11 protein-coding genes and 1 pseudogene are annotated in these 12077 nt (G+C 72.3%); 4 read left to right on the forward strand and 8 right to left on the reverse strand.

Going from position 1 to position 12077, the window contains the following annotated elements; translation table 11 throughout:
* Positions 1-82 precede the first annotated feature (82 nt).
* On the reverse strand, positions 83-1150 hold the full coding sequence (locus ACFZBU_RS21235) for an NAD-dependent epimerase/dehydratase family protein (protein ID WP_391585185.1): 1068 nt from the start codon (positions 1148-1150) through the stop codon (positions 83-85).
* A 398-nt stretch (positions 1151-1548) separates the two neighbouring features.
* Here ACFZBU_RS21235 and ACFZBU_RS21240 point away from each other — a divergent pair, with 398 nt between their 5' ends.
* Together ACFZBU_RS21240 and ACFZBU_RS21245 are read left to right on the forward strand one after the other, a co-directional pair.
* Complete coding sequence (locus tag ACFZBU_RS21240) at positions 1549-3027, forward strand: zinc-dependent metalloprotease (protein ID WP_391585186.1); 1479 nt, start codon at positions 1549-1551, stop codon at positions 3025-3027.
* Entirely contained in the window at positions 3024-3554 is a 531-nt protein-coding gene (locus ACFZBU_RS21245) for an NUDIX hydrolase (RefSeq protein WP_391585187.1), read from the forward strand. The genes ACFZBU_RS21240 and ACFZBU_RS21245 overlap by 4 nt, the downstream gene beginning before the upstream one ends.
* A gap of 85 nt (positions 3555-3639) precedes the next feature.
* On the opposite strand, the gene ACFZBU_RS21250 is transcribed toward ACFZBU_RS21245, so the two are convergent.
* The 4 genes and pseudogenes from ACFZBU_RS21250 to ACFZBU_RS21265 all read right to left on the reverse strand — a co-directional run.
* The gene (locus ACFZBU_RS21250) at positions 3640-4395 is read right to left on the reverse strand and encodes an AIM24 family protein (RefSeq protein ID WP_391585188.1); all 756 of its coding nucleotides are present in this window, start codon (positions 4393-4395) and stop codon (positions 3640-3642) included.
* 22 nt (positions 4396-4417) lie between these two features.
* Positions 4418-5104, reverse strand: coding sequence for an AIM24 family protein (locus ACFZBU_RS21255; RefSeq protein WP_391585189.1), 687 nt, complete (start codon positions 5102-5104; stop codon positions 4418-4420).
* Between the two features lie 7 nt (positions 5105-5111).
* Entirely contained in the window at positions 5112-6914 is a 1803-nt protein-coding gene (locus tag ACFZBU_RS21260) for a TerD family protein (RefSeq protein WP_391585190.1), read from the reverse strand.
* A 436-nt stretch (positions 6915-7350) separates the two neighbouring features.
* Positions 7351-7962: pseudogene (locus ACFZBU_RS21265) on the reverse strand (M48 family metallopeptidase); the annotation flags it as partial.
* A gap of 219 nt (positions 7963-8181) precedes the next feature.
* Between ACFZBU_RS21265 and ACFZBU_RS21270 the strand changes: the two are divergent.
* Together ACFZBU_RS21270 and ACFZBU_RS21275 are read left to right on the forward strand one after the other, a co-directional pair.
* Positions 8182-9288, forward strand: coding sequence for a ThiF family adenylyltransferase (locus tag ACFZBU_RS21270; RefSeq protein ID WP_391585191.1), 1107 nt, complete (start codon positions 8182-8184; stop codon positions 9286-9288).
* Positions 9285-10661, forward strand: a complete 1377-nt coding sequence (locus ACFZBU_RS21275) for an ABC1 kinase family protein (RefSeq protein WP_391585192.1) — start codon at positions 9285-9287, stop codon at positions 10659-10661. The genes ACFZBU_RS21270 and ACFZBU_RS21275 overlap by 4 nt, the downstream gene beginning before the upstream one ends.
* Positions 10662-10776: 115 nt before the next feature.
* Here the strand turns inward: ACFZBU_RS21275 and ACFZBU_RS21280 are convergent, their stop codons facing one another.
* The 3 genes from ACFZBU_RS21280 to ACFZBU_RS21290 form a co-directional block, all read right to left on the reverse strand.
* Positions 10777-10998 (reverse strand): hypothetical protein, encoded by a 222-nt coding sequence (locus tag ACFZBU_RS21280; RefSeq protein WP_355541032.1) that lies wholly within the window; start codon positions 10996-10998, stop codon positions 10777-10779.
* Between the two features lie 59 nt (positions 10999-11057).
* On the reverse strand, positions 11058-11396 hold the full coding sequence (locus ACFZBU_RS21285) for a WhiB family transcriptional regulator (protein WP_355541030.1): 339 nt from the start codon (positions 11394-11396) through the stop codon (positions 11058-11060).
* 138 nt (positions 11397-11534) lie between these two features.
* On the reverse strand, positions 11535-11957 hold the full coding sequence (locus ACFZBU_RS21290; RefSeq protein WP_391585193.1) for a hypothetical protein: 423 nt from the start codon (positions 11955-11957) through the stop codon (positions 11535-11537).
* Positions 11958-12077: the final 120 nt, after the last annotated feature.

The raw sequence follows: 12077 nt of genomic DNA on the forward strand, positions 1-12077 counted from the left end.
CGCCGTGCGCCGCGGTTCCGCGCGCCGCCGCTGCCGTACGGGTCCGCCGGTGCCTGCCGCCGGGTGCCCGCCGGGCGGCCCGTCAGAAGCCGCGCCGCCGGCGCCGGACCTTGCGCACGATCGCGGCCGTGCCCACCAGGGCCACGGTCGCACCCGCCGCACCGAGCGTGGTGGCGTCCTTGCGGCCCAGTCGGCGGGCCACCAGCGCGTGCCGTCCGTCGACGTCCTCCAGGAGCACCGCGAAGGCCGCCTCGTTGGTCCACACCGGGCGCCAGCCCGCCGCGCGCAGCCGCTCGGAGGAGACCACCCAGCCGTGCATCGTGTAGGCCAGGTCGCCCGCCGGGGCGGGGGTGATGCCCAGTCGGTGCAGCCGCTCGGCGGTGCCCAGCGCCAGCGACGCGGGCAATTCCATCCGGCGCATCCCGGACAGTTCCTCGATCTCCTCCTGCTCCAGCCAGCCCTCGGAGCCGACGGTGACCACACCCTCGACCCGGCCCAGCGCGGCGAACTCGAGCGCGGAGGCGAGGTCGTCCAGGTGGCAGAACTGCCAGCGGGGCTGCCCGCCGGAGACCACCAGCAGGCGCGGCGCCTCGAAGTGCCGGGTCATCACGCTGTCCGCCTCGGGCCCGCCGACCAGGGTCGCCGGGCGGACCACGGTGACCTTGACGTGCGGGTGGGCGCGCGGGGTGCGCTCGGCCAGTTCCTCGATCTCCAGCAGGTCGCCGACCAGCGAGGCGTCCGCCGTCGCCCGCAGGGGCGCGTCCTCGGCGAGCGGTACGGCGTTGTCCGGCAACGCTCCGTAGACCATCGCCGAGGTGCACAACACGACCCGGGGCACCCGGGCCGCGGCGGCCGCGGTCAGCACGGTCTGCGTGCCGCGCACGTTGCGTGCGCCGCGGGCGCGGGGTTCGGAGTCGAGCGACATGTCGAGCGCGAGGTGCACCACCACGTCCACGCCCTCCAGCCGACCGGCCAGGGCGGGGTCGCGGACGTCCATGATCCGCCACTGGGCGCCGGGAATCTCGCCGCGCCGCTCGTCGATCGCGATCAGACGTTTGACCTGGTCGTTCGCGGCCAGAAGCGAGGCGACGCGATGTCCCAGCCCGGCTGCGGCGCCGGTGACCGCGACGACCGGGCGCACCCGGGGCACACTCTTGTCCGAGGGGTGGGCCGAGGCCGAGGCATTGGGCTCCGGAGCGGTCTCCGAGGCATCGGTCCCGGTGCCATCGCTCGTGCTCTCCCGCCCGCTCCGCCCAGAGCGAACGCGTGGGGGCTGGGAACTCACTGGCGGTCTCCCGTGGTTAGTTTGGTACGAGCGGTTCGTCAAGAAAGGTACGCGCGACTGCTTGCCTTTCCTGTCAGTGTCCGCGATCCATCCTGCCGGAGGTGTTGTTGTGATCTTCACGCCAGGCGCGAATCGGCGCTCCTGCGGCGTTGCCTCCGGCCGGAACGGCGGACAGGCCGAGCGAGACGAGGTAACCGTGAGTCAGCATCGAGTGGTCGGGCCCGAGGGCGCCGCACACGTGGACAACGTAGAGGGGCCCAACCATGGCTGACTTCCCCTTCGGCTTCGGCAAGCCCTCGGGCGACGACGACCCCGATCGTCCCGGCGGCGGTTCCGGTGGCTCGAACCCCAACGACCCGTTCGGCTTCGGCGCGGCCGGCGGTGACCCCAACAATCCGTTCGGCGCGCTGTTCGGGCAGATGAACCAGGCCGACCTGGGCGCCGCGTTCCAGCAGCTGGGCAAGCTGCTGTCGTACGAGGGCGGCCCGGTCAACTGGGATCTGGCCCGGGACATCGCCCGGCAGACGGTGGCCCAGCAGGGCGACGCGTCGATCGGCGCGGTCGAGCGCGCGGGTGTCGAGGAGGCCGTGCGGCTGGCCGAACTGTGGCTGGACGAGGCCACCTCGCTGCCCTCCGGGGTGAGCACCACCGCGGCGTGGAGTCGCTCCGAGTGGATCGAGGCGACGCTGCCGCAGTGGCGCGCGCTGGTCGAGCCGCTGGCGACCCGGGTGGTCGCGGCCATGGGCGAGATGATGCCCGAGGAGATGCAGAGCATGGCCGGGCCGCTGCTCGGCATGATGCGCGGCATGGGCGGCGCGATGTTCGGCGCCCAGGTCGGGCAGGCGCTGGGCGCGCTGGCCGGCGAGGTGGTCGGTTCGACCGACGTCGGGCTGCCGATCGGGCCCGCGGGCAAGGCCGCGCTGCTGCCGGCCAACCTGACCGCGTTCGGCGAGGGGCTGTCGCTGCCGCAGGACGAGGTCCGGCTGTACCTGGCCCTGCGCGAGGCGGCGCACCAGCGGTTGTTCGCGCACGTGCCGTGGTTGCGGCAGCACCTGTTCGGCGCGGTCGAGGCGTACGCGCGGGGCATCAAGGTGGACATGAGCCGGCTGGAGGAGGCCGCGGGGCGGATCGACCCGAGCAACCCCGAGGCGCTCCAGGAGGCCTTCTCGCAGGGTCTGTTCGAGCCCGAGGAGACCCCGGAGCAAAAGACCGCGCTGTCCCGCCTGGAGACGGCGCTGGCGCTCGTGGAGGGCTGGGTGGACGCGGTCGTGCACAGCGCTGCCGAGCCTCGGCTGCCCTCGGCGGGTGCGCTGCGCGAGACGCTGCGCCGGCGACGGGCGACCGGCGGCCCGGCCGAGCAGACGTTCGCCACGCTGGTCGGGCTGGAGCTGCGCCCGCGCCGGCTGCGCGACGCGGCGCGCCTGTGGGCCTCGCTCGCGGACGCGCGCGGTGTGGACGGCCGGGACGCGGTGTGGCAGCACCCCGACATGTTGCCGACCGCCGACGACCTGGACGACCCGGACGGCTTCGTGCACCACGCCGAGCTGGACCTGTCCGGCCTGGACGCCGAGCTGGATGCGGACCTGGACCGGCTGGAGTCGACCGACGACAAGCCGAGCGGTGCCAAGCCGAGCCTCGACAAGCCCGGTGCCGACGAGTCCACCGGCGACGCGCCCGCCGGCGAGTCCGGCCGCGGCGACGAGTCTGAGGGCAAGGACGGCGGGAAGGGGTCCGACGCGTGAGCCTGCGGCTCGACGCGGTCGACGTGTTGTCGAAGTGGGACGCGCCCGACGACCGGGCGGACCGGCTGCGTCGGGCCTACCTGACGCACCTGGCCGCGCACGAGGACGGCATGCTCAAGGCCTGCCCGGAGGCCCACGTGACGGCGAGCGCGGTGATCGTGGACCCCGCTCGGGGGCAGGTGCTGCTGACCCTGCACGCGAAGGTCCGCAAGTGGTTGCAGACCGGCGGGCACTGCGAGCCGGTGGACCGCACGGTGGCCGAGGCGGCGCTGCGCGAGGCGCGTGAGGAGTCCGGGATCACCGGCCTGACCCTGCTCGCCGGCGGCGCGCCGGTCGGTCTGGACCGGCATCACACGCCGTGCGCGGTGCACCTGGACGTGCAGTACGTCGCGCTGGCCCCGCCCGGCTCGACCGAGCTGATCAGCGAGGAGTCGCTGGATCTGCAGTGGTTCGCGTTCGATGCGCTGCCCACCGGGACGGACGACTCGGTCCGGGCGCTGGTGACCCGGGCCCGCGAGGTGCTCTGAGCGCCGCGAGGCCACGACGCGACACCGCGAGGGGCGCCCGACCGATCTCCGGTCGGGCGCCCCTCGTGCGATGTACGGCTGCCGGCTACTGGCCCCAGGTGTTGCCCCGGACGCCGCCGTCCTGTCCCAGGCCCCGGTTGGCCAGGTAACCGCCGGCCGAGATGAACTCGACGGGCGGCAACATCTCGCTGGGCTGGACCACGACGTAGCCCTCGCCCATGAAGGCCATGTTCCAGCCCTCGCCGGTGCCCCGGCGGCGGCGGTAGATCCGCGCCGAGTTGGTCTGGGCCTGCATGCTGATCGACAGCCGGGTGCTCCACGCGATCACCGCGTCGGCGTCCGCGAACACCTCGGCGCCCTGGGTGACCCGCATGATCAGCGGCTTGCCGGAGGTCATCAGCGCGATCTTGCCGTTGCCGCTGATGTCCAGGTTGTAGGAACCGGCGCCGGCGACCGACTGCGCGCTCTCGATCGCGACCACGTTCCAGCTGAGCGTGCTGTCCAGGGCCAGGACGTACTGCCCGTCCACGGTCAGGCCCTCGAAGTCGAGGTCGAGCACGTGGATCGACTGGGCCATGTTGGCCAGCCACATGGTGCCCGTGCCGTGGGCGCGCATCAGGTTGAGCTGTTCGCCGGTCGCCGCGGCGGCCTGCTGCTCGGCACCGGTGCGCATGTTCCCGTCGAAGTCGATCGCGCCCTGGTAGGCGACCATCGAGCCGACCCGGGCCAGGCAATGGTCCGGCAGTCCGTTGCCGAGCTGCACCTTGAGCATGTGCGCGTTCTGCAGACTGAACCGCTCGGGCGTCTGCATGGGCGCGTGACCGAAAAGCGAGCTTTGCACGGTATTCCTCCTTCGCTCGCGGTCAGCCGCGCACGTGGAAACGGTCGGTGGCGTCCTCGGCCGGCTGCACGACGACGAAGCCGTTGCCCTTGAAGGACACCTGCATCGCCTCGCCGGAACCGCGCCCGACGATGCCGCCGAGCCGCATCGAGCGCTTGGTGCCGACCTTGAGGCTGGTGCTCCAGGCGACCAGCGCGTCCGGGTCGACGTAGGTCTCGCGCTCGGACGGGTTGAGCACGACGGGCGTGCCGCGCGTGGTGATCGCGACCCAGCCCTGGCCGGACAGCTCCATGTTGAACAGGCCGTTGCCACTGAACTTCGCGGTGACCCCGCTCACCATCTTGATCCGGTGTTCCAGGTTCTCGTCGAACGCGAGGATGTTGCTCGCGTTGACCGACAGCCCCTCGCCCTGGTTGAGCTGCATGATGGCCACGTCCGCGCCGTAGTCGGCGAAGTACACGTCGCCCTGGCCGGTGCAGCTCATCAGGTGCATGCGCTCGCCGGTGAGGCCGCCGGTCACCCGGCGCTGCGCGCCCTGGCCGTGGCCGGCGAACCGGATGTAGCCCTCGTAGGCGATCATCGCGCCCTGCTTGGCCAACACGCCGGGTGCGCCGGGCTGGATGTTGACCCGACAGATCTTGTTGCCGTGTGCGCTCATCCGAGCCTGAGGGGCGGTCTGCCCGTACGCGGCGATCAGTTGCTGATCCATGTTCCCCTCACACCTCGTAGGGCTGGACGACGATGAAGTTGTTGCTGCCGGGCGGGCAGCGGAACTGCAGGTTGACCGTCTCGCCGCTGTGCCCGGGGAAGGCGGTCCGGCGCAGCCGCATCTGGGTCGTGGTGGAGACGTCCATGTCGGTCCACGCCACGATCGCGTTGCTGTCCGCGAAGGTGGGCCCCTGGACCGGGAGCACCAGCGGGATGCCCTGGGTCTTGACCACCACCGTGCCCTGGCCGCTGAAGGTCTGCGCGAACAGCGCGCCGCCGGGGATGCCCACGCCCTCGACCCGGGCCGGCTCGATGGTCAGGCCCTCGTCGAAGGCGAGCACGTTGGCCACGTTGACGAACAGCTTGTTGCCCTGGAGCTCGACCAGGTGCAGGTGGGCGGCGTCCTCGGCGAAGAACACCTCGCCGTTGCCCTCGCAGCGCATCAGTTCGAGCGACTGGCCGGTCTGCCGGTTGTCGTAGCGGCTGCGCAGGCTCTGCCCCTGGAACTTGAACTTCACGTCGCCCTGGTAGGCCACCATCACGCCCTGGCGGGCGATCACCTTGCCGCCGGAGACGTCGACGCGGACCATCTTGGCGTTCTGCTGGGTCCAGCGACCGCCGGCGGCCACCTCGCGGTACTGCTCGATGCCGTACTGGAAGGCGGGCTCGGACGAGGCGACGCCCACTCCCTGCATGCCGGGCGGCGGTGCGGGCGGGCCGGGCGGGCCGCCGGGCACCGGCATCTGCAGCGTGGGCTGCATCTGGCCGGGCTGCCCCGCTCCCGGGTAGCCGCCGGGTCCGGGCGGGCCGGGCGGCGGGTAGCCCCCGGGGCCGGACGGAGGCGGGTAGCCGCCGGGCGGAGCGGGCGGCGCCATGTGGCCCTGGTGCGGCGTCTGGTGCGGGAAGCCGCCGGGACCGGGCGGGCCGGGCGGCGGCGGGTAGCCTCCCGGCGCGCCGTGCGGCGGCGTGCCCTGGGGCTGGTTGTACTGCGGCGGGCCGGGCGGCGGCGGATACCCGCCGGGGGCGCCGTGCGGCGGTGTGCCGGGCTGGTTGTACTGGGGCGGGCCGGGCGGCGGGCCGCCGTGCGCCGGCATCGCGCCGACCGGCTGGGGCGCGCCGGGCGGCGGGCCGAAGTTCGGGGTCGGGGCAGGCGGCGGGCCGCCTCCGGGCGGGCCGAACGAGGGTGCGGGCTGTTGCGGCGGCATGCCGCCGGCGCCGGGCGGAGCGAAGCCCGGGGCGGCACCGGAGGGCACCGGGTTCGGCTTGGGCGCCTCGTCCGGCTCGTCCTCGGCGACCTCGCCGCCGAAGTTCTCCAAGAGCGCGCGCAGCCCGCCGTCGAAGCCCTGTCCGACGGCGGAGAAGCGCCAGACGTCCTTCTTGTAGATGTCCGCGATCATCACGGCACGCTCGGTGCTGAACTCGCGCCCGGTGAACGAGTAGCGCGCGACCTCCTGGCCGCCCGCGACGATCCGCAGGTAGCCGGAGGCGACCTGGGACATCACGCCGTCGCCGTCCACGGTCGCGGTGAACGCGAGCTTGTTGACGTTCGGCGGGACTCGGTCGAGCGTCACCCGGAAGGACTCGGTGTCACCGGCCTGGGCACCGAGGAGCTGGATCGATTCCTCGGGCGACTTGGGCTGGTTGAAGAAGATGAAGTACCGATCGTCGGACAGCCGCTCGCCCGCGTCCAACCCGAAGCACGCGATGTCGAACGTCAGCCCGGGGCTTTCCAGCTGCACCCCGACATACAGATCGGTCCCCGCGGTCAGGTCGGACAGCTTCGACTTCTGTCCCTTCCTGAACTCGACCACTGTGTGGCTCCCTTCCCCGCTTTTCCGCCCACCGGCGGTGCGGGCGCCCACCACCTGGGTCCCCGCCGCGCTCGGCACGCTACAACATCGGATCCGCCCCGGTCCGGGTACGGCACAACGCCCGACGGCGCTCTCGTAGCGCCGACGAGCGATTCCCCACGACCGGTTCCCGGTTGCGTACGCGCCTCACGCTATACGCCCGAATCCGGCGCCGCGACGACTCGCGGGGCCCGGATCCGGGTCAGCCGCGGGGCTTGCGGCCGGTGCGATCGCGCGCAGTCCCGGCGCGCGTACCGTCCGCAGCGGCGGTGCCCTTGCGGGCCGCGCGCGGGCCCGGCGAGGCGCCTCGGCCGCGGGTGGTCGGCGCCGCTTCCGGCGGCACCGCCTGCGGGGTGCCTGCCGCGGTTTCCACATCGTCCTTGTCGTCGCTCATCGCCAGTCCGCTCGCGGCCGCGACACCCTCCAGATATCCCCGTGCGCGTTCGGTGCGCGGATATGCGGCGAGCAGCGTCCAAAAGCGCGGCCCGTGACCGGGCACCAGCAAATGCGCGAGTTCGTGCAGCAATACATAGTCGACGACATGCGTCGGCATGCCGCGCAGCCGGGTGGAGAGTCGGATCGTGCCGTCGACCGGCGTGCACGAACCCCAGCGGGTGTTCTGATTGCCCACCCAACGCACGCTCGCCGGCTGCGCCCGTCCGCCCAGATAGCGGGCGGAGAGCTCGCGGGCCCGGACGGCGAGGTCCTCGTCGCTGGGCCGTCGGCGGCGCTCCTGGGCGGCCAGGCGCTCGAGCATCACGCCGACCCAGCGTTTCTCCTCGGTCTGCGTCATCCGGCCGGGGAGCAGGACCACGGTCCGATCCCCGTCCCGGTAGGCCGACACGGTTCGTTTCCGTCGGGCGCTGCGACGCACCTCGACGGCACCCTGGTAGGGGGCTCCGGACGACGTGTCGCGTCCGGCCCCGGGATCGGCGACCACAACCAGGACGTTAACCGACCGCACCGACAGGGCGCCCGCACTTCGGGCCGGCCGGGGGATATTCGACATCGCCCGATCCCATGTCGCAGCGCGGCGAAAGCGCTATTCGTTCGATATCTCCCATTCCATTCTTCTGTGCCTAATATTTCCAAATAGCATATTCATACGCCGGTTGTGGACGACGAAATACCCGGCGGTCCGCGGTCGGGCACGCTGGGCCGGCCGAGCCGTCCCGCGGATCTCGGTCCCTCTCCCCGTTCCCGGTGTATCGATGCTCGGAGGCCGACCATGCGCCCGCTCCTCAAGCCCGCCCTGCGTCGGTTGTGGCGCGATCGACAGACCCTGCAACTGGGCCTGGATCCGCGCCGGGCGGTGCTGCTCGGCGGGCTGGATCCGACCACCACCCGCTTCGTCGAGCAGTTGGACGGCACCCGCGACCTGGACCGGACCTGGGAGCTGGCCGAACGGGTGGGGCTGGGTCGCGCGCACGCCGAGGCGGTGCTCGACCTGCTGGCCCGCGAGGGAGTTCTGGAGGACGCCTCCGGGCGACCCACCCCGGTGCCCGCGCTGCCCCGCGAGCGGGCCCGGCTGGGTCCCGACCTGACCTCGCTCGCCCTGGTGCACGGCAGCGGCGACGCGGGCCTGGCCGCGCTGGACCGACGCGCCCGGGCTGTGGTGGCGGTGCACGGCGCCGGCCGGGTGGGCGCGGCGGTGGCCGGGCTGCTCGCCGCCGCCGGCGTGGGCCACGTGGTGCCCGCGGACCGCCGGCCGGTGCGCCCGGGCGATGCCGGGCCGGTGGCGTTCGGCTGGGACGAGGAGCGCCCGCGCCGGGAGACCACGGTGCGAGCCGCGCTGCGCCGACTGGCCCCGGGCGTGCGGTGTGCGCTGCCCGCCGGACGCGGCACCCCCGACGTCGCGGTGCTCGTGCCGGAGGGCCGCCCGGATCCGGCGCCGGGCGCCCGGCTGGTCCGGCAGCGGGTGCCGCACCTGTACGCGGACATCCGCGAGACGACCGGGGTGATCGGGCCGTTCGTGCTGGTGGGACGGTCGGCGTGCGGGCGCTGTCTGGATCTGGCCCGCAGCGACCGCGATCCCGGTTGGCCGCGCCTGCTCGCCCAACTCGCGGCGGCGCCCGTGCCCGGCGACGCCCCGTGCGATGTGGTGCTCGCCACCGAGGTCGCGGCGCGGGCGTGCCTGCAGGTGCTCACCTTCCTCGACGGCGCGCTGCCCACGACCGTGGACGGCACCGTGGAGATCGAGCTGCCGGACGGCCTGACCCGGCGCCGGAGCTGGTCGCCGCACCCCCGCTGCGACTGTCGGGCCACCCACCCGGCGCAAGAGGTGGGGCCCATCGCACATGCCGAAGCGTCGAGTCGGACACAATGGGTCGCGTGAGCGATCTTCCGCGTAGGGCCGTGACCCGCACCGCCAAGCTCGCCTCCCTCCCGTTGGGGGTGGCCGGCCGGGCGACACTGGGCCTGGGCAGGCGCATCGGTGGCAGACCGGCCGAGATCGTCGCCGCCGAACTCCAGCAGCGCACCGCGCAACAACTCTTCAAGGTGCTCGGCGAGTTGAAGGGCGGCGCGATGAAACTCGGGCAGGCCCTGTCGGTGTTCGAGGCGGCGCTGCCCGAGGAGGTGGCCGGGCCCTACCGCTCGGCGCTGACCAAACTCCAGGACGCGGCTCCGCCGATGCCGGCGCGTACCGTGCACAAGGCACTCGCCGACAATCTCGGCGGCGACTGGCGCTCGCTGTTCGAGGAGTTCTCCGAGACCCCCGCCGCAGCCGCCTCGATCGGCCAGGTGCACCGGGCGGTCTGGCACGACGGGCGCGCCGTCGCGGTCAAGATCCAGTACCCCGGGGCCGGCGACGCGCTGATCTCCGACCTCAATCAGCTCGGCCACGTCGCCCGCTTCGCCGGCGCGCTGATCCCGGGCATCGACGTCAAGCCGCTGATCGCCGAGCTCAAGGCCCGGGTCGCGGAGGAGCTGGACTACCAGCTCGAAGCGGAGGCGCAGACCGCGCACGCCGTGGAGTTCGACGGCGACCCGGACATCTTCGTGCCGCACGTGGTGCACCAGACCGAGCGGGTGCTGATCACCGAGTGGATGGACGGCAAGCCGCTGTCCCAGGTGATCGACAAGGGCAGCCAGGAAGAGCGCGACCGGGCCGGGCACATGCTCAGCCGCTTCCTGTTCTCCGGCCCCGCGCGCACCGGCATGCTGCACGCCGACTCGCACCCGGGCAACTTCCGCCTGCTCGACGACGGGCGGCTGGGCGTCCTGGACTTCGGCACGGTCAACCGACTGCCCGAGGGGCTGCCCGAGCCGATCGGCCGGGCGTTTCGGCTCGCGCTCGACGGCGACGCGGAGAGCGTGATGCAGGTGCTCCGCACCGAGGGCTTCGTCAAGCCGTCGATCCGGCTGGACGCGGCCGAAGTCCTGGACTACCTGCTGCCGTTCCTGGAACCGGCCGAGGCCGAGGAGTTCACCTTCACCCGAGCCTGGATGCGCGAACAGGGCGCGCGGGTCGGCGACCCGCGCAATCCCGCGTCCGCGCTGGCCCGGCAGCTGAATCTGCCGCCGAGCTACCTGCTGATCCACCGGGTCACGCTGAGCACGATCGGCGTGTTGTGCCAGCTCGGTGCGACCGCGCCGTTCCGCGACGAACTGGTCACGTGGTTGCCCGGCTTCGCCGAAGAGGACTACGAGGCCGAGGAGTTCGACTTCTCCGTCGAGGATGCCGAGGACGTCGAAGACGTCGAGTAGACCGACGCGGGCGAGAACTCCGGGCGCACCACCGGGCGTTGGCCCCGCGCACGCCGAAGGGCGGGCACTCCCCTCGGGGAGTGCCCGCCCTTCGGCGTGTTGCGCACCGGCTCTGCTACATCACCGCGATGGCGAGGGCCCGGCGGGCGCGCATGGAGGCGACCTCCGCCCGACGGCGCATCCTGCGCGCCATCCGGACGTGGTACGCCCTGCGTTGGAGCTCCGCTTCACGGAGCTGTTGATCCATCTGAGCCCTCGCGAGGGCTTCGTTGATGAGATGCAACTCCCTGCTCCTGTCATTGGGCAAAACGGCGTTCGTGTCGTGGATGTGCTTCATGGGTTCCTGCGCGTACGTGGTGCGTCGGGTGCTCGTGCGTCGGGGTCCTGCGGGCGGGGTCACGCGGCGACCTCCGTCTTGCGCGGACGGCCACGGGGACGCTTGCGGGCGACGACGACGCCCTGCACGAAGAGCTCGCCACCCCAGACGCCCCAGGGCTCGCGGCGCTCGAGCGCACCCTGGAGGCACATCTCGCGCACGGGGCACTCACGGCAGAGGGCCTTCGCGTACTCGACGTCCTCGGGGGACTCGGCGAAGAAGACCTCCGGGTCGTAGGAACGGCAGGGGATCGTCGACTCGAGCTGCTCGACGTCCTCGAAAGCGGTGAGGGTCATCAGGTCTACCTCCGATGTCGCTGTGGCTGTGCTGCCGGGTGCGGGGGGTTTGACGTGGGGCACGTGGTGCTCCTGTGATTCGTGGGACTCGTGTCCCCGGTGGTCGCTACTCGGTGCTGCTGACAGCCGACAAAAGACAAGGGCCGCGGATCCCGGTGTTCGGGATTCCGCGGCCCTGGAGGGTGCCGACCTGACGTCTCGTCAGGTCCTGTTCCTCCAGGACGGATACCCGTTGTTACCGGCAAAACCGGCCATGGTCATGCCATTGGCCTGCTGCGTTTCCTGCTTCTGCGCCTGCTCGCAAGCCGCCGCACTCGACGGTCGCTCGTTGCGACGCGTCGTGGCTGCCTGCTCGCCTTGCCACGGACCCTCGGCGCTGCCCGCCAGACCGACGAGACCTGAGGCACCCGCTGCTGCGGACACACCACTGCCGTTGCCGCGCAGTCGCGCGGAGGCGGTGATCAGGGCATCGGTCCCGGCATAGGACAGATCCAGGGGGAGCCCGGCCAGGCCGGACTTGGGCAGGGAGAGATCGGCATGCGACAGCTTGGCGGAGCCCACCGACACCACGACCGAAGCGGCGGCGAACGCCTGACGCTGGGCTTTCAAGTTCCTGGTGATCACGACGTTCACCTCCTTTCGAGAGGGTTTCGGGGCAACACCGCAGGGGTGCTTCCAAGTTTCACGGACGAGCACGGTCGAACGTTCCGACCGTGCTCGTGAGCGTAGATGCGGTTCGGAGCG

Source organism: Embleya sp. NPDC008237, from assembly GCF_042956465.1.
Classification (GTDB): Bacteria; Actinomycetota; Actinomycetes; order Streptomycetales; family Streptomycetaceae; genus Embleya.